Source organism: Mycobacterium sp. URHB0021 (assembly GCF_054057895.1).
Map to the genome: position 1 here is coordinate 4,258,828 of NZ_JBSRZT010000002.1, position 25,305 is coordinate 4,284,132.

The following is a 25,305-nucleotide window of genomic DNA, read 5'->3' on the forward strand; positions in this document are numbered from 1 at the left end:
TTTCAGGACGCGAAAAGCGGTCGCTCGCGCTGACTGTGATGCTGAGCCAGCGCGTCGAGCAATGGATCGGACATGTCGGCGAGTTCCTTGGTGGCCTCGGCGGCGATCTGCTCGCACAGCGCCGAGAGGCCGAAGGTGAGGGCCGCGACGTCGCCGGGGTCGAGGGCCAACAGCCGCTGCGCGGCCGTCGCAGAGCCCGTCATCGTGGTGTAGACGACCGACAGCGCCGTCTGTTCGGGTTCGAGATCACTGACCTGACCGACGACACCGGCGACCACCGCCAGATGGGGCGTCGCCCCGAGCGTGTCCCAGTGACCGTGCGGCCAGACCCGTCTCGCCAGCCGGGCCAGGCCGCGGCCCTGCGCGCGTGAGGCCTGACGCGCCGCGGGCGCCGGTGTGCGGGCGTCGGTTTCACGGTCGCCGTCCGGCACCGACAACGTCCCGGCATGCACCGCATGGGCGATCGACGCCGACACCAGACCCTGTGTGCAGATCCGGCGGCGCAGATACGCCCGCAGGGTGTCGAGGCCGACCACGAGGCCGGCCGTCACCGCTTCCTCCATACCGCCGGAATGCACGTGACCGCCGGTCGGCAGGCGCGAATCGGCCAGCGCGAGAAGGGTGGCGAGGTTGCTCATCAGAACAGGAAATATCGCTGGGCCATGGGCAGTTCGGCGGCGGGCTGCTCCCGCCACACCTCGCCGTCGATGCGCACGGTGAAGGTGTCAGGGTCCACCTCGATGCGCGGCATCGCGTCGTTGAGCGGCATCTGGGCCTTGCCGACTTGCCGGACGTCGGTGACCGCAACCAGTCTGCGGTTGACGGCCAGCAGGTCCCCGATGCCGTCCTCGATGGCCTGCGGGGAGACGAAGTGCACCGAGGTGGCGGCGGCGACCGCGGCAGCGGCACCGAACATCGGCCGCGGCAACACCGGCTGCGGTGTGGGGATGGACGCGTTCGCGTCACCCATTGCCGCCCAGGCGATCATCCCGCCCTTCAACACGGCGTGTGGGCGCACGCCGAAGAACGCCGGCTCCCAGAGCACCAGGTCGGCCAGCTTGCCGACTTCGACCGATCCGATCTCGTGGTCGAGGCCGTGGGCGATGGCCGGACAGATCGTGTACTTCGCGACGTAGCGCCGGACGCGGTTGTTGTCCGCAACGGTGTCACCGGGGAGCGCTCCGCGGCGGCGTTTCATCACGTGCGCGGTCTGCCAGGTCCGGATGACGACTTCGCCGATGCGGCCCATCGCCTGGGCGTCGCTGCCGATCATCGAAATTGCGCCGATGTCGTGCAGCAGATCCTCGGCAGCGATGGTCGAGGGCCGGATACGGCTTTCGGCGAACGCGAGATCCTCAGGGACGCTGGGATTGAGGTGGTGGCACACCATCAGCATGTCGAGGTGCTCGTCGAGCGTGTTCACGGTGTGCGGCCGGGTCGGGTTCGTCGAACTCGGCAGCACATACGGTTCGGCGGCGACAGTGATGATGTCGGGTGCATGGCCGCCGCCTGCCCCCTCGGTGTGGTAGGCGTGGATCGATCGCCCGGCGATCGCGCCGACCGTGTCCTCGACGAAGCCTGCTTCATTGAGCGTGTCGGAGTGCAGCGCGACCTGTACCCCCGACGCGTCGGCCACCCGCAGGCAGGCGTCGATCGCTGCCGGTGTGGTACCCCAGTCCTCGTGCAGTTTGAAACCCGAGGCGCCGCCGCGCAACTGCTCCCACATCGACTCCGCGCTCACCGTGTTGCCCTTGCCGAGCAGTGCGATGTTCAACGGCCATGAGTCCAGCGATTCCAGCATCCTGGCCAGGTGCCACGAGCCCGGCGTCACCGTGGTGGCCTTACTGCCCTCGGCGGGACCCGTACCGCCTCCGATGATCGTGGTGATGCCGCCGCCGAGCGCCTCTTCCATGATCTGCGGACAGATCAGGTGGACGTGGCAGTCGATGCCGCCGGCCGTGACGATGCGGCCGTTGCCCGCGATGACCTCCGTCGACGGCCCGACCACCAGGTCCGGGTGCACGCCGGACATGATGTCGGGATTGCCCGCCTTGCCGATCGCGGCGATACGACCGTCCCGAATACCGATGTCGGCCTTGATGATTCCCCAGTAATCGACGACCACCGCGCCGGTGATCACCGTATCGGGAGCACCGTCGGCCCTGGTGGCGCGGCCTTGGCCCATAGACTCGCGCAACACCTTGCCGCCGCCGAACACCGCCTCGTCGCCTGCCAGACCAGGTCCGCCACTGCGATCCTCCGTGATTTCCACGAAGAGCCCGGTATCGGCCAACCGGATCCGGTCGCCGGTCGTCGGGCCGAACAGCGCGGCGTATCTGGCGCGGGAAAGCCGGGAAGGCTCGGTCATATGGCGTCCAATCGGCCGGGCGGATCCAGGCTGAGCCCGTGCACTTCCCGCGATCCGCTCAGCGGGACAAGCGAGACATGCTGGGCGACTCCGGGTTCGAAGCGCACGGCAGTGCCCGCCGGAATGTCCAGTCGATGACCGTGGGCGGCCTGACGGTCGAAGTCCAGCGCCGTGTTGGCCTGCGACAAGTGCACGTGGCTGCCTACCTGCACCGGGCGGTCGCCGGTGTTGACGATGCCCATCGTCAGGCGTTTCGCGCCCGGGTTGATGGTGATGTCGCCGCTGCCGTAGACGATCTCACCCGGCACCATTGGCGTGTGATCGCCGCTCATGAGATCGGATCGTGGACGGTGACGAGCTTGGTGCCGTCGGGAAAGGTGGCCTCCACCTGGACGTCGTGGAGCATTTCGGGCACACCTTCCATGACTTGGTCGCGGCTGAGCACCTCGCGGCCGGTGATCATCAGCTCCGAGACCGTTCGGCCGTCGCGTGCGCCCTCGAGGAGGTGGTCGGTGATCAGCGCGACGGCCTCGGGGTGGTTCAGCTTGAGCCCGCGGGCCTGTCGGCGGCGGGCGAGTTCGGCGGCATACGAGATCAGCAGCCGGTCCTGTTCATGCGGGCTCAAACGCATACCGCGGCATATTGCCACGGGTGGCGGCAATCAGCAGCCTAGGAGAATCCGCAGCTATTCGGGCGGCAGGTTCTGCAGCCGCACCTGCCCGCGCGCCACGAGGCGGTTCTCGTTGTCGGTGACGGTGACAACCCACAGCTGCTGACGGCGGCCGCGATGAACCGGCGTCGACTCCGCCGTCACGGCACCCGACGAGATGGCACGCAGGAAGTCGGTGTTGTTGTTGACGCCGACGACGTGGCCGCCCCCGTTCTCGGCCAGCCAAACCTGTCCCGACAGGCTGGCCAGGGTTTCGATCAGCGAGCAGTAGACGCCGCCGTGCACTATCCCCCACGGCTGCAACAATCTGTCGTGGAGTTGCAGTCGCGCCCGACCGCCGTCGGGGGTGATCCCGTCGAAAGTGATTCCGAGTTCGGAGTCGAATCCGGTTCCGGTACCCGGCGGCGCGTCTGTCGTCACCCGAATCTGTTTACACCTGCCTATCCAGGCCTGTGCGCGTACCCCGGCGTTTATCGTCGGGGTATGGGCAAAAGCGTCAAGGACCTCGTTGAAGCCGCCAATGCTGTCGTACCGCGGATCACCCCTGCGCAGGCGCAGCAGATGATCGCGGCGGGCAACACGGTGGTCGTGGATGTACGGGATGCGGCGGAAGTCGAGTCCAGCGGCAAGGTGGCGGGCGCGGTGCATATTCCGCGCGGGATGCTCGAGTTTCGTGCGGATCCCGAATCGCCTTATTACGACCAGACTTTGAAGAAGGACAAGGCCGTCATCGTGTACTGCGCGGCCGGCGGCCGCGCAGCCCTGTCCGGACAGGCACTCAAGGAGATGGGCTACGGCAAGGTGTACAACCTCGGCGGATTCGGTGACTGGGCCGACAGCGGCGGAGCGATCGACAAGTGACTCCGGGAACGAGGGACGGGCCCCACACCAACGGCGTGGGGCCCGTCCTTCGAATGGACCGGGGGTCTCTGCAGCCCTCAGGACTCCGGCGCGGTCCGCTGGTTTTTTACCACCGGGAAGAGAATAGGCAAGGCTGCGCGCGCCGCATGCTGGTCAGCTCGCTCGAGCCGGCCAGAAGGGGCACCTGCGTCGCGGCGCTCACCACGGCACCGCCGACGATGTGCCACATCGAGGCGACCGACATCGCCCGCAGCGTGGGATCCACCACCCCGACCCAGTCGATCGCACCCTCGGAATCGACGTGCACCCAGAGGTTCTCCAGTCCGGTGTCCCACGCCCGCCCCTCGAGGACGAGCAGAGGCACCACGCGGCCGACGACCACATGCGCGAGCGTGGCGGCCAACTGCTGGGCGACCGCGGCGTGGCTGTCGGTCTCCTCGGCGGCCAGATCGAACATCATCCTGAGCCGGTCGGTCGTCAGCGCTTCCGCCAACGGCCACCACCGCCGGCGGGACAGATCACCCATGACCGCGACGCCATACAGGCGGGGACACGCGGGGTAAAGCTCTCGCAATCGTCGGCTCGACTCGTGCAGCGGCAACGGCCGCCGTATCGCCATGCCCGCGATCAAGGGCTTGTCGACGACTACCGTCATGGCACCTCCCGTGAAAATTAGGTTAGCCTTACTATAATTCGGGCCAATGGGGTGCCAGGCGCTGTGACCCGACTCACACGGGTCAACGAAACAGCGGTGACCACGGGCGGAACGTCCCGCCGATAGCCCGAGATTGTCCGGCGGTGCCGGATACGACGCACGGTAGTACGGCCGTAGTACCCTGGATTCGAGCCTGTAGGAGATGAACGGATCATGGCGAAGTGACGCGTCTAGGGGAACTGGAGCGCGCAGTGATGGACCACCTGTGGTCCACCCGCGAACCCCAGACTGTGCGGCAGGTCCACGAGGCGCTCTCGGCCCGGCGCGACCTCGCGTACACCACGATCATGACCGTGCTGCAGCGACTGGCGAAGAAGAACCTGGTCGTGCAACACCGTGACGACCGCGCTCACCGATACGCCCCCACCCACGGCCGCGACGAACTGGTCGCGGGGCTGATGGTCGACGCGCTGGACCAGGTCTCGGACTCCGGTAGCCGGGAGGCGGCTCTCGTGCATTTTGTCGAGCGCGTCGGTGCTGATGAGGCCGCGGCGTTGCGCCGTGCGCTGGCCGAGTTGGAGAGCAAGCACCGGTTGACCCCGCCCGCTGGCGATCCGGGCACCGGCTGAGAGACACTTACAGCGTGTCCGCGCTGGCCTTCACCATCGTCGCGCTGGTTCTGTCGGGACCAGTCCCGGCACTGCTGGCGCGATCGAGCTGGCCGACGCGGGCACCGCGGGCCGCGATCGTGCTGTGGCAGTCCATCGCACTCGCCGCAGTCCTGTCCGCATTCTCCGCCGGAATCTCGATCGCCAGCCGGCTCTTCGTTCCCGGGCTCGATGGGCGGCCGACCGCCACCATCACCAGTGAGATCGACGTGCTCGGCTGGCCGCTGTGGATCGCCTACGTCGTGGTCTTCGCGCTGACGCTGATGGTCGGCGGGCGATTGATCATCGCGGTGCTGCAGGTGGCCATCGCCACCCGGCGTCGAAGGGCCCACCACCGGATGCTGGTCGACCTTCTCGACATGCCTCGCGAATCGGTGCCGCCGCCGTGTGAGCACGCCGGCCAGTTGCGGATCCTCGATGTGGAGCAGCCGCTGGCGTACTGCCTGCCCGGGGTGCGTAGCCGCGTGGTCGTCAGCGAGGGCACATTGAACACGTTGGCCGACAGTGAGATCAACGCGATTCTCATCCACGAGCGCGCGCATCTGCGGGCCCGGCACGATCTGGTGCTGGAAATGTTCACCGCGGTGCACGCGGCGTTTCCGCGCTTCGTCCGCAGCGCCAGCGCGCTGGATGCGGTGCGGTTGCTCATCGAGCTGCTCGCCGACGACGCCGCCGTCCGCGCCGAAGGCCCCACTCCCCTGGCCCGTGCCCTGGTCGCCTGTGCGTCCGGACGGACCCCGTCGGGCGCGCTCGCCGCCGGTGGCCCCACCACAGTGCTGCGCGTGCGTAGGCTCGGTGGCCAGCCCAACAGCCTGGTGCTGTCCGCGACGGCCTACCTCGCGGCGGCCGCGGTGCTCTTCGTACCCACGGTCGCGCTGGCGGTCCCGTGGCTGACCGAACTACACCGGCTGTTCATCGCCTAGACAGCCGCGAACGAAGCCCGCACTGCGACAACAAAAAAATGAAAGGCTGCCCGAATGAGCTCTCCTGAAACCTCTCCTTCTGACGGAACCGACACCACAGGCACCGCTCAGATCGGGGTCACCGGCCTGGCCGTGATGGGTTCCAACATCGCCAGAAACTTCGCGCACCACGGCTACACCGTCGCGCTGCACAACCGGTCCGTCGCCAAAACCGATGCGCTGCTGGCCGAGCACGGCAGCGAAGGAAAGTTCGTACGCAGCGAAACCATTCCGGAATTCCTGGCCGCACTCGAAAAGCCGCGCCGGGTGCTGATCATGGTCAAGGCCGGCGACCCGACCGACGCGGTGATCAATGAACTCGCCGACGCGATGGAAAAGGGCGACATCATCATCGACGGCGGCAACGCGCTGTACACCGACACCATCCGTCGCGAGAAGGCGATGCGGGAACGCGGCCTGCACTTCGTCGGCGCGGGTATCTCCGGCGGTGAAGAGGGCGCGTTGAACGGGCCGTCGATCATGCCGGGCGGGCCGGCCGAGTCGTACAAGTCGCTCGGGCCGCTGCTGGAGGAGATCTCCGCGCACGTCGACGGTGTGCCGTGCTGCACCCACATCGGTCCCGACGGCGCCGGGCACTTCGTGAAGATGGTGCACAACGGCATCGAGTACTCCGACATGCAGCTCATCGGCGAGGCGTATCAACTGCTGCGCGACGGCCTCGGCAAGTCCGCGGGCGAGATCGCCGACGTCTTCGACGAATGGAACAAGGGCGACCTCGACAGTTTCCTCGTCGAGATCACCGCCAAGGTGCTGCGCAAGACCGACGCCCAGACCGGCAAGCCACTCGTCGACGTCATCCTCGACGAGGCGGAACAGAAGGGAACGGGCCGCTGGACGGTGAAGTCGGCGCTCGACCTCGGGGTGCCCGTGACCGGGATCGCCGAGGCGGTGTTCGCCAGGGCGCTGTCGGGTTCGGTCATCCAGCGCAAGGCCACCACCGGCCTGGCATCGGGCGATCTCGGCGGAAAGCCCAGCGACGCCGCAAAGTTCACGGAGGACGTCCGTCAGGCGCTCTACGCATCGAAGATCATCGCGTACGCGCAGGGCTTCAACCAGATCCAGGCAGGCAGCGCCGAATACGACTGGGGTATCACCCCGGGTGACCTGGCGACCATCTGGCGCGGCGGCTGCATCATCCGGGCGAAGTTCCTCAACCGGATCAAGGATGCGTTCGACGAGGATGCCGACCTGCCGACGCTGATCGTGGCGCCCTACTTCCGCAGCGCGATCGAGGCCGCGATCGACAGCTGGCGCCGCGTCGTCGTCACCGCCACCCAACTCGGCATCCCGATTCCCGGCTTCTCCTCGGCGCTGTCCTACTACGACGCGCTGCGCACCGAACGGCTCCCGGCGGCGCTGACCCAGGGGCTGCGCGACTTCTTCGGTGCACATACCTATGGCCGCACCGACGCCGATTCCGAGAAGCGGTTCCATACGTTGTGGAGCGGGGACGGCAGCGAGGTTCAGTCGTAGCAATCGGCGACGCGTTCGCCGAGACCCGGGCGAACTAGACTCGGTGGGGATGCGATTCCTCGAAGGCCAGACACCGGCCTATGACCTGACCTACGACGATGTCTTCATCGTCCCGGGCCGATCGGACGTGCAGTCGCGGTTCGACGTCGACCTGTCGACATCTGACGGGTCGGGCACCACGATTCCGGTGGTGGTGGCCAATATGACTGCGGTCGCCGGTCGCCGGATGGCCGAAACCATCGCGCGCCGCGGTGGGATCGTCGTTCTGCCACAGGACCTTCCGATCTCGGCGGTGAAGGAGACGGTGGACTTCGTCAAGAGCCGCGACCTGGTGGTGGACACACCGGTGACACTGTCGGCCGACGATTCGGTGTCGGACGCCACCGCGCTGATCCACAAGCGGGCGCACGGCGCCGCGGTCGTGGTGTTCGAGGGGCGTCCCATCGGGCTGGTCACCGAAGCCAACTGTGTCGGGGTGGACCGCTTCACCCGGGTTCGCGATGTCGCGATACCCGACTTCGTCACGGCGCCCGTCGGAACGGATCCCCGAAAAGTTTTTGACCTGCTCGAACACGCGCCGGTGGACGTCGCGGTGATGACGGGACCAGATGGTGCGCTGGCCGGCGTGCTCACCCGCACCGGGGCGATCCGGGCGGGCATCTATCGCCCCGCGGTCGACGACGAGGGTCGCCTGTGCATCGCCGCAGCGGTCGGCATCAACGGTGATGTCGGCGCGAAGGCGCGGGCGCTCGCCGAAGCCGGCGTCGACCTGCTGGTGATCGACACCGCCCACGGCCATCAGCTCAAGATGCTCGACGCGATCAAGACGGTGTCCTCGCTCGACCTCGGCCTGCCGCTGGCCGCCGGCAACGTGGTGTCGGCCGAGGGCACCCGGGACCTGATCAGCGCGGGCGCCACCATCGTCAAGGTCGGGGTGGGCCCCGGCGCCATGTGCACCACCCGGATGATGACCGGTGTCGGACGGCCGCAGTTCTCTGCGGTGGTCGAATGTGCCGCGGCGGCAGAGCAACTCGGTGGCCATGTGTGGGCTGACGGCGGGGTCCGGCATCCCCGCGACGTCGCGCTGGCACTCTCGGCCGGCGCTTCCAACGTGATGATCGGCTCGTGGTTCGCCGGAACCTATGAATCCCCCGGCGACCTGATGCGCGACCGCGAAGACCGGCAGTACAAGGAAAGCTACGGGATGGCGTCGAAGCGCGCCGTGGCCGCCAGGACCGCCGCCGACAGCCCGTTCGACCGCGCCCGCAAGGCACTTTTCGAGGAGGGTATCTCGACCTCGCGGATGGGCGTCGACCCGTCCCGAGGGGGTGTCGAGGACCTGCTCGACCACATCACCTCCGGGGTGCGGAGCACCTGTACCTACGTGGGTGCGGTCACCATCGCCGAACTGCACGAGAAGGTGGTGCTGGGGGTGCAGTCCGCAGCGGGCTACGCGGAAGGGCACCCCCTGCCGACCGGTTGGTGAGCCTGCCCGGCCTGAGTTACCGGCTAACATAGGGCTTTCATCACGCCGTCTACTCGAAAGGGAACCAGTGCCGCAGGCACGCGTCGACGTCTCGAATGCGAGACCGGCCCTCGGCGCCGAGCAGCAGTCCCACGAGCCGTCGGACGCCGAGCCCTCCCCTAGTCAGCCGGGCTGCGGGCCCGGCGATGTCGCGGTGAAGATGCGATGAACGTCTTCTACACGGTGCTCGCGGTGCTGGCATTCTTCGTTCTTACCGCCGGTACCGCGGTCTTCGTCGCGGCCGAATTCTCTCTCACCGCGCTGGAGCGCAGCACGGTTGACGCGAACGCCCGCAACGGTGGGCGCCGCGACAAACTCGTGCAGCGGGCGCACCGGACGCTGTCGTTCCAGCTCTCGGGCGCCCAGGTGGGTATCTCGATCACCACGTTGATCACCGGCTATCTGGCCGAGCCGCTGGTGGCTCACCTGCTGGAGCCGATATTCGCGGCGACGTCGTTGTCCCGTGACCTCTCCAGCGGCCTGGCGCTGGTGCTGGCCCTGCTGATCGCCACCTCGGTGTCGATGGTGTTCGGTGAACTCGTCGCCCAATATCTCGCGGTGGCCAAGCCGCTACCCGTGGCACGTGTGGTGGCGGGCCCGCAGGTGATGTTCTCGATGCTGTTCACCCCGTTGATTCACCTGACGAACGGCACCGCCAACTGGATCCTGCGGCGGCTGGGCATCGAGCCCGCAGAGGAACTGCGCTCGGCCCGTTCACCGCAGGAGCTCGGGTCTCTGGTCCGCAACTCGGCGCGGCGAGGGTCGCTGGATCCGGTTACCGCGGCGCTGGTCGACCGTTCGCTGCAGTTCGGCTCGCGGAAGGCGGAAGAGCTGATGACGCCCAGGACGGAAATCGTCAGCCTCGAGATCGACGGGACGGTCGCCGATCTGGTGGAGGCCGCGATCCAGACTGGTTACTCGCGCTTCCCGATCGTCGACGGCGACCTCGACGAGACCGTTGGAATCGTGCACGTCAAGCAGGTGTTCGAAGTGCCACCCGCGCATCACCACGAACGGCGGCTGGCCACTCTGGCGCAGCCGGTGGCCAGGGTGCCGTCGACCCTGGACGGAGACGACGTGATGGCACAGCTGCGCGCCAACGGTCTGCAGACCGCCCTCGTGGTGGACGAGTACGGCGGCACCGCCGGCATGGTGACGGTCGAGGACGTCATCGAAGAGATCGTGGGCGACATCCGCGACGAGCACGATGAGCCCACCGCTGACGTCGTCCAGGCCGGCGGGGGCTGGCACGTCTCGGGACTGCTGCGGATCGACGAGGTGGCCGACGGAACCGGATTCCGGGCGGTTGAGGGCGAATACGAGACCATCGGCGGCCTCGTCCTGCAGGAACTCGGCCACATCCCCAAACCGGGCGAGTCGGTCGAGTTGGCAGCGTTCGACCCGGACGCACCGCTCGGAGACCCGGTGCGCTGGCTGGCCACCGTGCTGCAGATGGACGGCCGCCGGATCGACCAGCTGGAACTGACGCGGCTGGGCGGACGTGGCGACGACGACGGAGCCGCCGATGGGTGACTTCCTCGGTGTGCTCCTGACCATGCTGCTGCTCGCCGCCAACGCATTTTTCGTCGGCGCGGAATTCGCGTTGATCTCCGCGCGCCGCGACCGGCTGGAAGCCCTCGCGGAGCAAGGAAAACACAGCGCGGTGCGGGTCATCCGGGCCGGTGAAAATCTGCCGCTGATGCTGGCGGGCGCGCAGCTCGGGATCACGGCCTGTTCGATCCTGCTGGGTCGGGTCGGCGAGCCGGCGGTGGCGCATCTGTTGGAGCGGCCGTTCCATTTGCTCGGCATGCCCGACACAGTCCTTCACACGGTTTCGTTCGTCATCGCAATCTCGATCGTCGTGGTGTTGCATGTGTTGCTGGGCGAGATGGTGCCGAAGAACATCGCGATCGCGGGGCCGGAATCATCGGCCATGCTGCTCGTGCCGCCGTATCTGTGGTGGGTGCGCGCCGCGCGGCCGGTCATCGCGTTCTACGACTGGTGCGCGGACCGTGTGCTGCGCATATTCGGTGTCGAGGCCAAGACGGAACTGGAGAACACCGTCTCCACCGTCGAACTGTCCGAGATGATCGCCGAATCGCTGTCCGAGGGTCTGCTGGACCCGGAAGAGCACAATCGGCTGTCGCGGGCCCTGCGGATCCGTAACCGCGTGGTGGGCGAGGTTGCGGTGGCGCTGGCTGAGGTGCACGCGGTGCGGGTGGCCGCCGACAGTGCCGGCCCGACAGTGGCGGCAATCCAGCGCGCACTGGCCGAGACCGGCTACTCCCGCTTCCCGGTAGTGGAATCATCGGGCCGGTTCGTCGGCTACGTACACATCAAGGATGTGCTTCCTCTCGTCGACGACGCCGACGCCGTCGTGGACGTGACGTTGGTGCGTTCGCTGCCGCAGGTGCCTGAGTCACTGCCGCTGCCCGACGCGCTGACACTGTTACGTCGCACCAACAGCCACCTGGCGCTGGTCACCAAGGCCGACGGCAGCGTGACCGCGATGGTGGCGCTGGAGGATCTGGTCGAGGACCTCATCGGTGCCGTGCGCGACGGAACGCACCGCGCCTGATGTCGTGCTCGAGGCGGGCGGCGGACAGTCAGCCGTCGCCGGAACTCAAAATTCCTCGGCACCATCCCAGTAGTGAGCTCCGTACCTCGGCCGCTCGAACGGCGAGTTCGGACTGTTCCCGGGCGTAGTCGGCACGGCCGCCCGGCGTGTCGATCCGCACCGGTTGATACCCGTACGCGCTCAGGTCATACGGCGACGCGCGCATATCGAGTGATCGTGCCTCATATGCCAATTCGAATGCACTCCATAGCATGTCGGAACTGACCAACGGCAGTAGCTTCGCTGTGAACTTGTACAGATCCATCCCGGCGTGCAGGCACCCAGGCTGCTCGGTGGCGACCTGCCTGGCTCGCGTGAGCTCGGCGGCGTTTCGCGAGCGCGCGGGTGCGGTGAAGAAGCGGAAGGCGTCGAAGTGTGTGCACCGCAGCGGCAGCGACTCGACCACGGCGTCGGTACCCTCCCGCCCGAGCCGCAGCGGCGTCTCGTGACGGATCTCACCGGGATGGGAGCGGTACACCATGGCCCACTCGTGCAGGCCGAAACAGCCCAGGCTTGCGGGGCGGCTCGCCGTCGCCTCCATCAATCGTGCGACGTAGGCGATGGTCTCCCGGCGCTTGGCGAGAAAGCGGGGATCGACGCTCACGCCTGATTCGGTGCGTCGATAGCCGCGCCGTCGGGCGTACTCTTCTGCGCCGGGTCCGTGCAGCGTGACTCCGTAGCCGGGATGCCAGCGACGCAATTGGCCCGGCGTGAGGTTGTAGTAGGTGAACAGGAAGTCGATCACCGGGTGCGGCGCGCCGCTTGCGCGTCGTCGGAGGTAGGTCCCCAGCAACGCCTCCACACGGTCGTGATGGCGGTCACGCTGCGCCGACCTCGCTTCCAGGAGGATCATATTTCGCAAGATTACATCGCGCCGCAATGTGTTTGCCTCGTTGCGGACGCGAGGTAGGCAGGGTCCGACGACGAGGAGTTCGATGCGCGCACTGGCGACGTTCGCGTCGCTCGCCGTCTCCGTGCTGTTGCTCGGTGGCTGCGCGCCCGCACCGATCGCACAGCACACCCCGCCGACGGGGGCACCGATGCGTGGTGATTTCAGCGGCTCGGGGCCCGGAACGCTGATCGCCGCCGAGACCCTGCCCCAACTCGACCCCTTGCTGCGCGCCGAGACGTCGCTCGCGGCCCGCATCACCTACGTCTCCAGTTCGGGTGTTAACGACGAACACCCGCAGGTGACCGGGACGGTGTTCGTGCCTGAGGGCGGCCCGCCCCCAGGCGGCTGGCGCATCGTCGCGGTGGGTCATCCGATGTCCGGCATCCACACCGAATGTGCGCCGTCGGCGTCCCCGACCCTGCTCGGCTCGGCGCCCTTGATTGCCGCGCTCGTCGGCGCCGGCTTCATGGTCGCGATGACCGACTATCAGGGGCTCGGCGGCGCCGCCGACTATCACCCCTTCCTCGACTCGTCGACCGAGGGCTACAACCTCATCGACTCGGTGCGTGCGGCCCGGCGACTGGTGCCCGCCGCGTCGGACGTGTGGCTGGCCTACGGCCGCGACCAGGGCGGGCAGGCGGCGTGGGCGGCTAACGAGCTCTCGCCGGATTACAACGACGGCCTGCGGCTGGTCGGGGCGATCGCCGTTGCGCCCCTGGCCGCCCTCGCCGGACTGGCCGACGGCGCGGCCGCGGGAACGCTGAACCGGGACCAGCAACTGGTGTTACAGCAATACCTTCAGGCGCTGCACGAGGAGTACGGCGACTTCGACCTGGACGGCTACCGCCACGGCGTCGCCAAGGACCACTGGGACGAACTGTCGGCCTGCTGGGGCCCGCAATTCGCTGACCGCGCCGCGCTCGCCGCGGCGCTCGGGCCGGACGATCTGCGGCCGGACGGTCAGGAAGCCAGCGACATCCTGGCTGGGTACCTGAAAAAGACGTCGCTTCCGCAGGGCCGCACGGCGGCGCCGATGCTCGTCGCGGCCGGCCTCGAGGGGGATCTGCTCCCGACCGACTGGACGGCGGATGCGCTCCGGCGCTCGTGCGGCCTCGGTGACGTCATCCAGGTGGGCGCCCCGATGGGTGCCGACCCGACGCCCGTCATCGGGTGGATCAACGCCCGATTCGACGCCGATCCCGCCACAACCGACTGTCCGGTGCCGAGCTACCCCGCCAGTCGGTCGGTGGCTGAGACGAAACCGCGCTCGTGAACTTCGCGCTGACGCACGGCTGGCTGCCGATCCTCGTCCAGACCGTTACCGCAGGCGTCCTTGTCGTCGCGATCGGCTGGCGCAGCCGACGCTGGCGGAGAGTCTGGATCCCGCTCGCGGCGGGGTTGGGAGCCGTGCTGGCGCTCGCCGCACACTGGTTCATCGACTACGAGGCGATCGCAGACGATTCCGCCCCATGGTTCCTGTGGTGGTGGATCGCGCTGAGCGGGCTGGTCATTGCGGTCGCCGCGAGCGGCTGGCGGACCGCCACATGGTGGCGACGTGGCGCATCGCTCGTCGCGATACCACTGTGCGTCGGGTGTGTCGCGCTCACTGTCGACGCGTGGACGGGATACCTGCCGACGGTGGGCTCGCTGTGGAATCGGGCCGCCGAGAAGCCGCTGCCCAGCCAGGTGGACGAGGCGACGGTGCAGCACATGCGGGAGCACCGGGAGATACCGCACACTGGCGTGCTGGTCTCGGTGAGGATCCCCGACACCGGCTCGGGCTTCCCCCACCGAGACGAGCTCGTCTACCTTCCACCCGCGTGGTTCGCGGGCGACGCCCCGCCGCCGCTGCCCGCCCTGGTGATGGCGGGCGGCGAGTTCGGACGTCCCAGCGACTGGCCCGACTCCGGAGAGGCGCAACGCACCGCAGACGACTTCGCCGCACGACACGGCGGGAACGCGCCGCTGCTCGTGTTCGTCGACACCGGCGGGCGATTCAGCAATGACACCGAATGCGTCAACGGGGTGAGGGGCAATGCCGCCGACCACCTGACCAAGGACGTCGTCCCGTACGTCGAGTCACACTTCACGGTGAGTCCTGAATCGGCCCACTGGGGAATCGTCGGCTGGTCGGCGGGTGGCACCTGCGCCATCACCACGACGGTGATGCACCCCGATGTGTTCAGCACGTTCCTCGACATCGACGGTCAGCTCCGACCCAACGCGGGTTCGGAGGACCAGACGATCGACCGGCTCTTCGGTGGCGACGCCGCCGCATACCGCGCGTTCGATCCCACCGCGGTGATGACGGTTCGCGGGCCGTTCACCGGCGTCGCCGGATGGTTTGCGGTTTCCGGACCGGGGCAACCGATGTACCGGGCGGCGGGTACCGCGCCGGCGCCGGGTCCGGACGGAGGTGCAGGCCTTGGGCCGGAGGATCACCTGGGCGTCGCGAACTACCTCTGCTCGTTGGCGAGCAGCAGCGGCATCGAATGCTCGGTGGTTCCGCAAGGCGGCGACCACGACTTCGGCGACGCCGCCAAGGCTTTCGCCGCGGCGCTGCCGTGGTTGGCCGGTCGACTGGGAACTCCCGCGGCGAACCCCGTCCCACTCCCCGGCGGCCCGGGAGCGGGCTGACCTAAACTGCTGCGAGCCGTGACCGTCAACCGGCGCACGGCGTAAAGCTGCAGTTACCCGCGGGTAAGCTGGATCGACGGCATGGCGCGTGGAGCGCCTTGCAGGCGAGGGAGGAAATATGACGGACCGCGTGACGGTGGGTAACCTACGCGTCGCCCAGGTGCTGTACGACTTCATCAACAATGAGGCGCTGCCGGGCACGGACCTCGACCCCGACAGCTTCTGGGCGGGGGTGGACAAGGTCGTCACCGACCTCGGTCCGCAGAACCAGGACCTGCTGGCCCGCCGCGACGAGCTTCAGGCGCAGATCGACAGGTACCACCGTCAGCACGTGATCGAGCCGATCGACCCCGAGGGCTACAAGCAATTCCTCACCGAGATCGGCTACCTGCAACCTGAGCCCGACGACTTCACCATCACCACTGCCAACGTCGATGACGAGATCACCACGACCGCGGGGCCGCAGCTGGTGGTTCCGATCCTCAATGCGCGGTTCGCGCTCAATGCGGCCAACGCCCGCTGGGGTTCGCTCTACGACGCTCTGTACGGCACCGACGTCATCAGTGAGGACGACGGCGCCGAAAAGGGCACCGAATATAACCGAGTGCGGGGTGACAAGGTCATCGCCTACGCCCGTCAGTTCCTCGACGGCGCGGTGCCACTGGCTTCGGGCTCATGGAGCGACGCGACCGGCATCAAGATCAATCAAGAGGACGGGGCGGGTCAGCTCGTCGTCGACCTCGGTGACGATCAGTCGACGGGCCTGGCCAGTCCCGACCAGTTCGTCGGCTACACCGGCGTGCTCGGCTCCCCCCAGTGGTCGGTGTTGTTGGCGAACCACGGTCTTCACATCGAGATCCTGATCGACCCCGATTCCCCCGTCGGTTCCACCGATGCGGCGGGCGTCAAGGACGTCCTGCTGGAGTCCGCGATCACCACGATCATGGACTTCGAGGATTCGGTGGCCGCCGTCGATGCGGACGACAAGGTGCTCGGCTACCGCAACTGGCTCGGCCTGAACCGGGGTGACCTCACCCAAGAGGTGACCAAGGGCGACGAGACCTTCACCCGGGTGCTCAACGAGGACCGGACGTACACCACCCCCGAGGGTGGGGAGTTGACGCTCCCCGGGCGCAGCCTGATGTTCGTACGCAACGTCGGGCATCTGATGACCAACGACGCGATCACGACCGCCGACGGCACAGAGGTGTACGAGGGAATCCAGGACGCGTTGTTCACCAGCTTGATCGCCGTGCACGGCCTCAAGGCGGGCGACGGCAACGGCCCCATGGTCAACAGCCGGACGGGTTCGGTGTACATCGTCAAGCCCAAGATGCACGGACCGGATGAGGTCGCGTTCACCTGCGAGCTGTTCAGCAGGGTCGAGGACGTTCTCGGGTTGCCGCAGAACACGCTCAAGGTCGGGATCATGGACGAGGAGCGGCGTACCACCGTCAACCTGAAGGCCTGCATCAAGGCGGCCGCAGACCGCGTGGCGTTCATCAACACGGGTTTCCTGGACCGCACCGGCGACGAGATCCACACCTCGATGGAGGCCGGCCCGATGATCCGCAAGGGCGCCATGAAGGGCACGACGTGGATCAAGGCCTACGAGGACGCGAACGTCGATGCCGGCCTGGCGACCGGCTTCTCCGGTAAGGCGCAGATCGGCAAGGGTATGTGGGCGATGACCGAACTGATGGCCGACATGGTCGAGCAGAAAATCGGTCAGCCCAAGGCAGGCGCGACCACCGCATGGGTGCCGTCCCCGACCGCGGCCACGCTGCACGCGATGCACTACCACGAGGTGGACGTGTTCACGGTGCAGAAGGATCTGGAGGGCAAGACGCGCACCACCGTCGATGAGCTGCTGACGATCCCGCTTGCCAAGGAGCTCGCCTGGGCTTCGGAAGAGATCCGCGAGGAAGTCGACAACAATTGCCAGTCCATCCTTGGGTACGTGGTGCGGTGGATCGACGCGGGTGTCGGCTGTTCGAAGGTGCCCGACATCCACGACGTGGCGTTGATGGAGGACCGCGCCACGCTGCGCATCTCCAGCCAGCTGCTGGCGAACTGGCTGCGCCACGGTGTGATCACCGAAGATGACGTGAAGGCCAGCCTGCGCAGGATGGCCGAAAAGGTGGACGAGCAGAACGCCAAGGATCCGGACTTCCGCCCGATGGCGCCCGACCCGGACGGCAGCATCGCGTTCCAGGCCGCTCAGGAGCTGATTCTGTCCGGCGCCCAGCAGCCGAACGGCTACACCGAACCGATCCTTCATCGCCGGCGCCGCGAATTCAAGGAGTGGGCCGCCAACAACGGTGGCTGAGTCGTCTCGGGCAGGATCACACCGACGTTGAGTACACTTCGGCAACGTCGGATGGCGGGCCAACAATGACCGGTCGACAACACGAGCACAAGGGCAGGAATGGGTAGGCACAGCATTCCGGATCCCGACGATTCGGCTGGCGAACAGGGGCCAGACGAGCCGGAGACCCAGCGTTTCGGCCAAGCCGGAGACGATCCCGACTACGGAGGGGATTACGGCGAGTCGGGATACGGCACATCGGACGACGAGTCCGACGACGACTCTTACTACGACGATTCTCACGACGACGACTCCTACTACAGCGAATCCGGTTACGACGAAACGGATTACGACGGCACCGACCATCCCGGCGACCGGGGATGGATGTTCAGCGGCGGCCCGACTTCCCCGCCACGGGGGCCTGGCGGCCCCGCGCACGGCGGCGAATGGGAGGGTGGCGAGTGGACCGGCAGCCACCGCGCAGTGACCACGAAGCGGCGCGGCGTCAGCATCGGAGTCATCGCCGCACTCATCACCGTCGTCGTGGTCGTCGGCGCGTTCATCCTGTGGCGCTTCTTCGGCGACGCACTGTCCAGCCGCTCGGACGCCGCCGCCGCCCGCTGCGTCGACGGTGAACTCGCCGTCGCGGTGATCGCGGATCCTTCGATCGCCGACCAGATCCAGACGCTGGCGAAGTCGTACAACGAAAGCGCGAGCCCGGTTGGAGACCGATGCGTCAAGGTCGGCGTCAAGCCCGCCGATTCCGACCAGGTGGTCAACGGCTTCGTCGGCAACTGGCCGGGCGAACTCGGTGAGCGCCCCGCACTGTGGGTCCCGGCCAGTTCCGTGGCCGAGGCCCGGCTGGAAGGGGCGGCGGGCAAGGAGACGGTGAGCGACAGCCGCTCGCTGGTCAGCACACCGGTGGTGCTCGCCGTTTCCCCGCAACTCAAAGACAACCTGGGTCAACAGAATTGGTCGACGCTGCCCGGCTTGCAGACCAACCCCACGGCGTTGGACGGCCTCGACCTTTCCGGATGGGGCTCGCTGCGGCTGGCCCTGCCGCTCAGCGGCGACAGCGACTCGTCGTACCTGGCTGCCGAGGCGGTGGCCGCGGCGTCCGCGCCCGACGGTGCGCCGGCCAGCGCCGGGATGGGCGCGGTCAGCACGCTGATCGCCGGCCAACCCAAACTCGCCGACACGAAGGCCGGTACCGCGATGGATGCGTTGGTGAACGCCGGTGATCCGGCCACCGCACCGGTGCATGCCGTGGTCACCACGGAACAGCAGGTGTTCCAGCGCGCGGCGTCGCTGCCCGACGCGAAGTCCAAACTCGCCATGTGGTTGCCACCGGGCCCGACCGCCACCGCGGACTATCCGACCGTTTTGCTCAGTGGAAAGTGGCTGTCTCAGGAGCAGGTCAGCGCCGCCAGCGAATTCGCGCGGTTCATGCGCAAGCCCGAACACCTCGCCGAGCTCGGCAAGGCGGGCTTCCGGTTCGACGGCGGCACCCCGCCGAAAAATGACGTCACCAACTTCGCGCCGGTGGACGCGCCGTTGTCGGTCGGCGACAACGCCATGCGCACGACGCTGGCCAACGCGCTGACCGCGCCCGTGGACAATCCGGCGGTGACCATCATGCTCGACCAGTCGATGCCGGCCGACGAGGGCGGCAAATCCCGGCTGGCCAACGTGGTGGCGGCGCTCAACGCGCGGCTGCAGGCGCTCCCGCCGAACTCCGCCATCGGGCTGTGGAGCTTCGACGGCACGGAGGGCAGGTCGGAGGTGAGTACGGGCCCGCTGTCCGACCAGGTCAACGGCCAGCGGCGCGCGGAGGCACTGACGTCCGCCCTGAACTCGCAATCCCCATCGGCCGGCGGCGCGGTGTCCTTCACGACGCTGCGGCTCATCTACACCGATGCGATGGCGAATTATCGTCAAGGCCAGAGTAATTCGATCCTGGTGGTCACCACGGGCCCCCACACCGACCAGTCGCTGGACGGTTCGGGTCTGCAGCAGTACATCCGCGGCGCGTTCGATCCGGCCCGGCCGGTCGCGATCAACGTCATCGACTTCGGCAACGACTCCGACCGGGCGACCTGGGAGGCGGTCGCGCAGGCCAGCGGCGGAACCTACCAGAACGTGGACAGCTCGACATCACCGGACCTGACGTCGGCGGTCACCACCTTCCTCGGCTGATCGAATTACGGCGTCATTGCGGGCCGAATCCGCACAGCCGGCGCGAAATTCTGCGATCGTTCATCCTGTGACCGGGGGGTTTTGGCGCAAGAACGGGTGGAAGAACGGCCTGCGGATCGGGGCGACCACGCATTTCGGTCCGGTGTGGTGGGTCCTGCGCCGGACGCCGAGGGTGCGCTCGCTGGTGAACCGCACGCTGATCAACCGGCTCATCCACACGATGCCGCCACGGCCATCGGGATTGAGTACGCTCGCCGATTACCGGTCCTGGCCCGGGCTCACCGACCGTCGGTGGAGTGCGCGCCACCTGTCGGAGGACCCGGCCCTGCAGGAGCCCCCTCCGGAGGTCGGCGACGTCACCGAGTTGTTTCGGCGACCGGGGGCGGGCGGAAAAATCTCGCCCAAGTCGACGTTGCTGTTTCCCCACTTCGCACAGTGGTTCGTCGACGGCTTCCTGCGTACCGACCCCAGGAACGTCCGGAAGAACAAGTCAACCCACGACATCGACCTCAGCCAGCTGTACGGGCAGACGCACACCACGACGAAAGTTCTTCGCTACGGCGCCGCCGGCAGGGGACAGCTGGCCAGCCAGTTCATCAACGGGCAGGAGTTCCCGCCCCACTACTTCGGCGAGGACGGCAAGGTCAGAAGCGAGTACAAGAACCTCGAGATCGTGTTCCCAGGAAGCGACAAGATCGCGAACCTGCCATTCGAAGATCCGAAGACCGGTGTTCCGCTGGTGGAGTTCGACCCTTCGCAGAAGGAGAAGCTCTTCGCCCTTGGCATCGCACGGGGAAACATCCACTACGGCCTGGTCATGATGAGCACGCTGTTCCTGCGGGAGCACAACCGCGTCGCCAGGTTGATCGCCGCCGAGAACCCGGATTGGGACGACGACCGGGTCTTCGAGACGACTCGCAATACGCTGATCGTGGTGCTGCTGAAGGTGGTCATCGAGGATTACATCAACCACATCACGCCGATCAAGTTCAAGCTGTTCGCGGAATCGGGCATCGGTGTCAGAGAGAAGTGGTATCGCCAGAATTGGATGTCAGTCGAGTTCAATCTGCTGTACCGCTGGCACACCATGATTCCCAGCCGCATGCGGGTCGGTGGCAAAGACCGTGACGTCAAAGACGTGCTGTGGGACAACGACTTGGTGACCTCCAACGGCCTCGCGGCACTGTTCGACGAGGCATCGAGGCAGCCTTGCAACGCGATCGGATTGCTCAACACCGACCCCTCGATGCTCGACATCGAAGGGAAGTCGATCGGCGTCGGACGCACGACCAAACTCGCCTCCTACAACGATTACCGGGTGCGATGTGGCTACCCCAGATTGACCTCATTGGAGGATCTCTCGTCGAATCCCACCGTGCGGGAGGCTCTTCGGAACTGCTACGGCCATATCGACAAGGTCGAGCTGTACCCGGGTCTGTTCGCCGAGGACATCCGGAAGGGCGGGCTGTTACCAACGCTGATGGCCACCATGGTGGCGGTGGACGCATTCTCGCAGTCGCTCACCAATCCGCTGCTCGCCCCGGGAATTTTCAACGAAGAGACGTTCTCCACAGCCGGAATGGGCGTGATCAGGTCGACGAGCACTCTGGCCCAGATCGTCAAGCGCAACATCCCCGGCGAGGCGCCGAATCCCCGGGTGGACTTCAACCAGGAACGGCGCTCATTCCGGTGGCGCCGTTAGCGGGGCCACCGCGGCCCGGCTGAACTCCTCGGCACCTCGAGCTGGTAACGCCCAGCTCCGGGCAGCTCGCCAATCGGCAGCGGGTGGCACTTCGGGTCTGGGCCAACAGCTCGGAGGACGTGGCCAGCGCGTGCCGATTCGAGTAGTGCACTACTCGCGACCCGACCCCACTTGGATTCCACAATCTCCATGCGTCCCGACCGGGACGGCATCCAGCATCAAGGACACCGAGGGGACACCTATGAGCGCGAAGTATCAAATCCAGAGCGGCGACACCCTGTGGGCACTCGCCGGGCGGTTCTACGGCGACGGGCGGCTGAATCCGGTGATCGCCGTGATCAACCATCTGGCCGACCCCGACGTCATCGTGGTGGGACAGGAGCTGGAAATCCCGTACGTCACCTTGCGTTACCACGTGCGAGCCGGTGACACGAAGAAGAAGCTGGCGCTGAAGTTCTACCACGACGCCGCGATGAGCGGGGTATACGAGATACCAAACGGGGCTGCGCAACGCGACCTGATCGTCGGCGAATGGCTGTTGATCCCCGATCTCGCCGAGGCCGGGCACCACACCGTCGTCTCAGGCGAGACCCTCGAGGGGCTGGCGGAGCGCTGGTACGGCGAAGCCCGGTTATGGACGATCATCTCGATCGCCAATCAGCTGCCGGACGGTGACCCAGCGCCGGGCACGGTGCTGATTCAGCCTCGGCTGAACCGCAAGTGCACGGTGGCCGCCGGTGACACGCTGTGGAAGCTGGTCGAGGACAATTACGGCGACGGCGGGGCGGACCGCACGTTCACCCTGGTGAACATGGTCGCCGCGGCCAACTTCATCGACGACCCCGACCACATCACCGTCGGTGAGGTGATCTACTTCCCGTCGTTCGAGCTCGGCGGTTAGGCGAACGCCTCGACCGGTGGGCACGAGCACATCAGGTTGCGGTCACCGTAGGCGCCGTCGATTCGGCGCACCGGTGGCCACACCTTGGGCCGGAAACCCTTACCCAGCGGGTAGGCCGCTTCCTCACGCGAGTACGGATGATCCCAGTCGGCGACCAGCAGGCTCTCAGCGGTGTGCGGCGCGCCCCTGAGCGGATTGTCCTCAACGGTCCATTCGCGCGCCCCCACCCGGTCGATCTCGGCCCGGATCGCGATCATCGCCTCGCAGAACGCGTCCACTTCGGCCAGGCTTTCGCTTTCCGTCGGCTCCACCATCAGCGTGCCCGCCACCGGGAAGCTCATCGTCGGAGCGTGAAAACCATAGTCCGCCAGTCGTTTCGCCACATCGTCCACGGTGACACCGGTGGCCTTGGTGATGCCGCGCAGGTCGAGGATGCACTCATGAGCGACCATGCCGTTCTCGCCGGTGTAGAGCACCGGGTAGTACTCGTCGAGGCGGCGGGCGATGTAGTTGGCGGACGCGATCGCGGTCAGCGACGCCGCACGCAGGCCCGCCGCACCCATCATCCGGATGTAGGCCCAGGTGATCGGCAGGATCGACGCCGAACCGTACGGTGCTGCCGACACGGCGTGCTTCTCGGGAAGTTCCTCGGCCAGCGGGTGACCAGGTAGATAGGGCGCCAGGTGTGCGCGCACCGCGACCGGCCCAACGCCCGGACCCCCGCCGCCGTGCGGAATGCAGAACGTCTTGTGCAGGTTGAGGTGGCTCACGTCACCGCCGAACCGGCCCGGACGCGCCAACCCCACCAGCGCGTTGAGATTCGCGCCGTCGATATACACCTGGCCGCCGACGTCGTGCACCGCGGCGCAGATGTCGGCGATGTCGTGCTCGTACACGCCGTGGGTCGAGGGGTAGGTGATCATCAAGGCGGACAATCGATCCGCGTGCTCGGTCACCTTTGCACGCAGGTCATCGAGGTCGACGTCGCCGTTCGCGCGGCAGGCCACCACCACGACGCGCATGCCGGCCAGCGCCGCGGACGCCGCATTCGTTCCGTGCGCACTCGAGGGGATCAGGCAGACATCGCGGTGCGGCTGGCCGCGCTCTGCGTGGTAGGCCTGGATCGCCAGCAGGCCGGCATACTCCCCCTGCGAACCGGCGTTGGGCTGCAAGGACACCCGGTCATAGCCGGTGATCCCGGTCAGCCAGGTCTCCACATCGGAGATCAGCTGGCGCAGCCCCGGCGTGTCCGCGACCGGTGCGAACGGGTGCTGGCGGGCGAACTCGGGCCAGCTGATCGGCTCCATTTCGGCTGCCGCATTGAGCTTCATGGTGCAGGAACCGAGCGGAATCATGCTGCGGTCCAGCGCGATGTCCTTGTCGGCCAGAGACCGTAGGTATCGCATCATCTCGGTCTCGGTGCGGTACTTGATGAACGCTGGGTGTGTCAGGAACTCAGATGTCCGCGTTTCGATTTCCGTGTGCACCGGCTCGGCGGCCGAAACCCCGAACGCCTCCAGCACGGCGCCGACGTGGGCATCGGTGGTCGCCTCGTCACAGCTGACGGAAACGTGATCGTCGTCGACGCGCCACAGGTTGATGCCCTTGGCCTTCGCCGCACTGATCACCTCGTCGGCGCGTCCGGGAACGCGGGCCAGCACGGTGTCGAAGAACGTGTCGTGCACCAGCGCATCCCCGAGCGCCCCGGCGAGCAATTCGGCGTGGCCGTGGACGCGGCGGGCGATTCCCGCCAGCCCGTCGGCGCCGTGATAGCTCGCGTACATGGCGGCCATCACCGCCAGCAGCACCTGCGCGGTGCAGATGTTGCTGGTGGCCTTGTCGCGGCGGATGTGCTGTTCGCGGGTCTGCAGTGCCAGCCGGTACGCCGGCGATCCGTCGGCGTCGACCGACACCCCGACGAGGCGACCGGGCAGTTGCCGGGCGTGTTTGGCTTGCACGGCGAGGTAACCCGCGTGGGGTCCGCCGAATCCCATTGGTACACCGAAGCGTTGGGTGCTGCCGAACGCGACGTCGGCGCCGAAGTCGCCGGGCGGGGTGAGCAACGTCAGCGCCAGCAGATCGGCGCCGATCGCCACCAGTGCGCCGCGCTCATGGGCCTGCGCAACCAGTTCCGCCCAGTCCGGCACCGCGCCGCCGGCCCCCGGCAACTGCGCGATCACACCGAACAACTCGCCGTCCGGCAGGCCCTGTCGCAGATCAGCGGTCACGATCTCGATACCGAGCGGCTCGGCGCGGGTGGCCAGCACCGCAGCGGTCTGCCGGTAGATGTCGGCATCAACCGCGAGCCGGTTCGACGGGCCGCGCACGGCGCGGTGCATCAGCGTCATCGCCTCGGCGGCGGCGGTTGCTTCGTCGAGCATCGAGGCATTGGCGACTTCGAGTCCGGTCAGGTCGGCGACCATCGTCTGGAAGTTGAGCAACGCCTCGAGGCGGCCCTGGCTGATCTCGGGCTGGTACGGGGTGTAGGCGGTGTACCAGGCCGGGTTCTCAAGGATGTTGCGCCGCAGCACCGGCGGGGTCAGCGTATCGAAATAGCCCTGGCCGATCATGGACACGGCGACCGTGTTGGCGTCGGCCAACGCGCGCAGCTCGGCGAGCGACTCCGCTTCACTGGCGGCCGGCGGCAGCTGATCCAGCCCCGGAGCGATTCCAGCGGCGGACAGTGCGTCGAGGATGCCGGCCGGCAACGCCTTGTCGGCCAGCTCGTCGAGCGAACCCACGCCGATCGCCTTCAACATGGTCGAGACGGCGTCGGCATCCGGTCCGATATGCCGGTCGGCGAAATTGGGTTGGTCGTGGTGGAACACTGGTGACATCTCCCGACGTGT

Annotated in this window: 21 protein-coding genes; 13 read left to right on the forward strand and 8 right to left on the reverse strand. The window is 67.2% G+C overall.

Annotated features, from left to right (window positions below):
* Positions 1-2 precede the first annotated feature (2 nt).
* The 5 genes from ACVWWN_RS23280 to ACVWWN_RS23300 are packed head-to-tail and all read right to left on the reverse strand — an operon-like array spanning position 3 to position 3,458.
* On the reverse strand, positions 3-638 hold the full coding sequence (locus tag ACVWWN_RS23280; RefSeq protein WP_457145956.1) for an urease accessory protein UreF: 636 nt from the start codon (positions 636-638) through the stop codon (positions 3-5).
* Positions 638-2,368: an urease subunit alpha gene (locus ACVWWN_RS23285; protein ID WP_457145957.1), complete on the reverse strand. Its 1,731-nt coding sequence runs from the start codon at positions 2,366-2,368 to the stop codon at positions 638-640. Before ACVWWN_RS23285 ends, ACVWWN_RS23280 begins: the two co-directional genes overlap by 1 nt.
* Positions 2,365-2,679, reverse strand: a complete 315-nt coding sequence (locus tag ACVWWN_RS23290) for an urease subunit beta (RefSeq protein WP_457149245.1) — start codon at positions 2,677-2,679, stop codon at positions 2,365-2,367. Before ACVWWN_RS23290 ends, ACVWWN_RS23285 begins: the two co-directional genes overlap by 4 nt.
* Positions 2,680-2,696: 17 nt before the next feature.
* The gene (locus tag ACVWWN_RS23295) at positions 2,697-2,999 is read right to left on the reverse strand and encodes an urease subunit gamma (protein ID WP_457145958.1); all 303 of its coding nucleotides are present in this window, start codon (positions 2,997-2,999) and stop codon (positions 2,697-2,699) included.
* Positions 3,000-3,053: 54 nt separating this feature from the next.
* Positions 3,054-3,458, reverse strand: coding sequence for a PaaI family thioesterase (locus tag ACVWWN_RS23300; RefSeq protein ID WP_457145959.1), 405 nt, complete (start codon positions 3,456-3,458; stop codon positions 3,054-3,056).
* A gap of 63 nt (positions 3,459-3,521) precedes the next feature.
* Between ACVWWN_RS23300 and ACVWWN_RS23305 the strand changes: the two genes are divergently transcribed.
* Positions 3,522-3,899 carry a rhodanese-like domain-containing protein gene (locus ACVWWN_RS23305; RefSeq protein WP_457145960.1) on the forward strand — a complete coding sequence of 126 codons (378 nt, stop codon included), beginning with the start codon at positions 3,522-3,524 and terminating at the stop codon, positions 3,897-3,899.
* A 106-nt stretch (positions 3,900-4,005) separates the two neighbouring features.
* Here ACVWWN_RS23305 and ACVWWN_RS23310 read toward each other — a convergent pair whose 3' ends face one another.
* Positions 4,006-4,554: an iron reductase gene (locus ACVWWN_RS23310; protein ID WP_457145961.1), complete on the reverse strand. Its 549-nt coding sequence runs from the start codon at positions 4,552-4,554 to the stop codon at positions 4,006-4,008.
* 221 nt (positions 4,555-4,775) lie between these two features.
* Between ACVWWN_RS23310 and ACVWWN_RS23315 the strand changes: the two genes are divergently transcribed.
* From ACVWWN_RS23315 to ACVWWN_RS23340, 6 genes are all read left to right on the forward strand, one after another.
* A complete protein-coding gene (locus ACVWWN_RS23315) occupies positions 4,776-5,183 on the forward strand; it encodes a BlaI/MecI/CopY family transcriptional regulator (protein WP_457145962.1) in 408 nt (135 codons plus the stop codon).
* Between the two features lie 14 nt (positions 5,184-5,197).
* Complete coding sequence (locus ACVWWN_RS23320; RefSeq protein ID WP_457145963.1) at positions 5,198-6,145, forward strand: M56 family metallopeptidase; 948 nt, start codon at positions 5,198-5,200, stop codon at positions 6,143-6,145.
* A 54-nt stretch (positions 6,146-6,199) separates the two neighbouring features.
* The gene (gndA, locus tag ACVWWN_RS23325; RefSeq protein ID WP_457145964.1) at positions 6,200-7,678 is read left to right on the forward strand and encodes an NADP-dependent phosphogluconate dehydrogenase; all 1,479 of its coding nucleotides are present in this window, start codon (positions 6,200-6,202) and stop codon (positions 7,676-7,678) included.
* Between the two features lie 49 nt (positions 7,679-7,727).
* Positions 7,728-9,164: a GuaB1 family IMP dehydrogenase-related protein gene (locus tag ACVWWN_RS23330; RefSeq protein ID WP_457145965.1), complete on the forward strand. Its 1,437-nt coding sequence runs from the start codon at positions 7,728-7,730 to the stop codon at positions 9,162-9,164.
* Between the two features lie 204 nt (positions 9,165-9,368).
* Positions 9,369-10,736 carry a hemolysin family protein gene (locus ACVWWN_RS23335; protein WP_457145966.1) on the forward strand — a complete coding sequence of 456 codons (1,368 nt, stop codon included), beginning with the start codon at positions 9,369-9,371 and terminating at the stop codon, positions 10,734-10,736.
* Complete coding sequence (locus tag ACVWWN_RS23340; RefSeq protein ID WP_457145967.1) at positions 10,729-11,781, forward strand: hemolysin family protein; 1,053 nt, start codon at positions 10,729-10,731, stop codon at positions 11,779-11,781. The genes ACVWWN_RS23335 and ACVWWN_RS23340 overlap by 8 nt, the downstream gene beginning before the upstream one ends.
* Positions 11,782-11,809: 28 nt before the next feature.
* Here ACVWWN_RS23340 and ACVWWN_RS23345 read toward each other — a convergent pair whose 3' ends face one another.
* Positions 11,810-12,673: a 3-methyladenine DNA glycosylase gene (locus ACVWWN_RS23345; protein WP_457145968.1), complete on the reverse strand. Its 864-nt coding sequence runs from the start codon at positions 12,671-12,673 to the stop codon at positions 11,810-11,812.
* Positions 12,674-12,755: 82 nt separating this feature from the next.
* Between ACVWWN_RS23345 and ACVWWN_RS23350 the strand changes: the two genes are divergently transcribed.
* From ACVWWN_RS23350 to ACVWWN_RS23375, 6 genes are all read left to right on the forward strand, one after another.
* Positions 12,756-13,985 carry a lipase family protein gene (locus ACVWWN_RS23350; protein ID WP_457145969.1) on the forward strand — a complete coding sequence of 410 codons (1,230 nt, stop codon included), beginning with the start codon at positions 12,756-12,758 and terminating at the stop codon, positions 13,983-13,985.
* The gene (locus ACVWWN_RS23355; protein WP_457145970.1) at positions 13,982-15,349 is read left to right on the forward strand and encodes an alpha/beta hydrolase; all 1,368 of its coding nucleotides are present in this window, start codon (positions 13,982-13,984) and stop codon (positions 15,347-15,349) included. The genes ACVWWN_RS23350 and ACVWWN_RS23355 overlap by 4 nt, the downstream gene beginning before the upstream one ends.
* Positions 15,350-15,467: 118 nt before the next feature.
* A complete protein-coding gene (locus ACVWWN_RS23360) occupies positions 15,468-17,678 on the forward strand; it encodes a malate synthase G (RefSeq protein WP_457145971.1) in 2,211 nt (736 codons plus the stop codon).
* Between the two features lie 99 nt (positions 17,679-17,777).
* Complete coding sequence (locus ACVWWN_RS23365) at positions 17,778-19,853, forward strand: substrate-binding domain-containing protein (RefSeq protein ID WP_457145972.1); 2,076 nt, start codon at positions 17,778-17,780, stop codon at positions 19,851-19,853.
* A 67-nt stretch (positions 19,854-19,920) separates the two neighbouring features.
* On the forward strand, positions 19,921-21,555 hold the full coding sequence (locus ACVWWN_RS23370) for a peroxidase family protein (RefSeq protein ID WP_457145973.1): 1,635 nt from the start codon (positions 19,921-19,923) through the stop codon (positions 21,553-21,555).
* Positions 21,556-21,796: 241 nt separating this feature from the next.
* On the forward strand, positions 21,797-22,456 hold the full coding sequence (locus tag ACVWWN_RS23375) for a LysM peptidoglycan-binding domain-containing protein (protein ID WP_457145974.1): 660 nt from the start codon (positions 21,797-21,799) through the stop codon (positions 22,454-22,456).
* On the opposite strand, the gene gcvP is transcribed toward ACVWWN_RS23375, so the two are convergent.
* On the reverse strand, positions 22,453-25,293 hold the full coding sequence (gcvP, locus tag ACVWWN_RS23380; protein WP_457145975.1) for an aminomethyl-transferring glycine dehydrogenase: 2,841 nt from the start codon (positions 25,291-25,293) through the stop codon (positions 22,453-22,455). The genes ACVWWN_RS23375 and gcvP overlap by 4 nt on opposite strands.
* Positions 25,294-25,305 lie beyond the last annotated feature (12 nt).

Excerpts from the sequence above, each read along its gene's own strand:
- ACVWWN_RS23280 (WP_457145956.1), bottom strand. The coding sequence starts at position 638 with ATGAGCAACCTCGCCACCCTTCTCGCGCTGGCCGATTCGCGCCTGCCG.
- ACVWWN_RS23285 (WP_457145957.1), bottom strand. The coding sequence starts at position 2,368 with ATGACCGAGCCTTCCCGGCTTTCCCGCGCCAGATACGCCGCGCTGTTC.
- ACVWWN_RS23290 (WP_457149245.1), bottom strand. The coding sequence starts at position 2,679 with ATGGTGCCGGGTGAGATCGTCTACGGCAGCGGCGACATCACCATCAAC.
- ACVWWN_RS23295 (WP_457145958.1), bottom strand. The coding sequence starts at position 2,999 with ATGCGTTTGAGCCCGCATGAACAGGACCGGCTGCTGATCTCGTATGCC.
- ACVWWN_RS23305 (WP_457145960.1), top strand. The coding sequence starts at position 3,522 with ATGGGCAAAAGCGTCAAGGACCTCGTTGAAGCCGCCAATGCTGTCGTA.
- ACVWWN_RS23310 (WP_457145961.1), bottom strand. The coding sequence starts at position 4,554 with ATGACGGTAGTCGTCGACAAGCCCTTGATCGCGGGCATGGCGATACGG.
- gndA (WP_457145964.1), top strand. The coding sequence starts at position 6,200 with ATGAGCTCTCCTGAAACCTCTCCTTCTGACGGAACCGACACCACAGGC.
- ACVWWN_RS23330 (WP_457145965.1), top strand. The coding sequence starts at position 7,728 with ATGCGATTCCTCGAAGGCCAGACACCGGCCTATGACCTGACCTACGAC.
- ACVWWN_RS23335 (WP_457145966.1), top strand. The coding sequence starts at position 9,369 with ATGAACGTCTTCTACACGGTGCTCGCGGTGCTGGCATTCTTCGTTCTT.
- ACVWWN_RS23340 (WP_457145967.1), top strand. The coding sequence starts at position 10,729 with ATGGGTGACTTCCTCGGTGTGCTCCTGACCATGCTGCTGCTCGCCGCC.
- ACVWWN_RS23345 (WP_457145968.1), bottom strand. The coding sequence starts at position 12,673 with ATGATCCTCCTGGAAGCGAGGTCGGCGCAGCGTGACCGCCATCACGAC.
- ACVWWN_RS23350 (WP_457145969.1), top strand. The coding sequence starts at position 12,756 with ATGCGCGCACTGGCGACGTTCGCGTCGCTCGCCGTCTCCGTGCTGTTG.
- ACVWWN_RS23360 (WP_457145971.1), top strand. The coding sequence starts at position 15,468 with ATGACGGACCGCGTGACGGTGGGTAACCTACGCGTCGCCCAGGTGCTG.
- ACVWWN_RS23365 (WP_457145972.1), top strand. The coding sequence starts at position 17,778 with ATGGGTAGGCACAGCATTCCGGATCCCGACGATTCGGCTGGCGAACAG.
- ACVWWN_RS23375 (WP_457145974.1), top strand. The coding sequence starts at position 21,797 with ATGAGCGCGAAGTATCAAATCCAGAGCGGCGACACCCTGTGGGCACTC.
- gcvP (WP_457145975.1), bottom strand. The coding sequence starts at position 25,293 with ATGTCACCAGTGTTCCACCACGACCAACCCAATTTCGCCGACCGGCAT.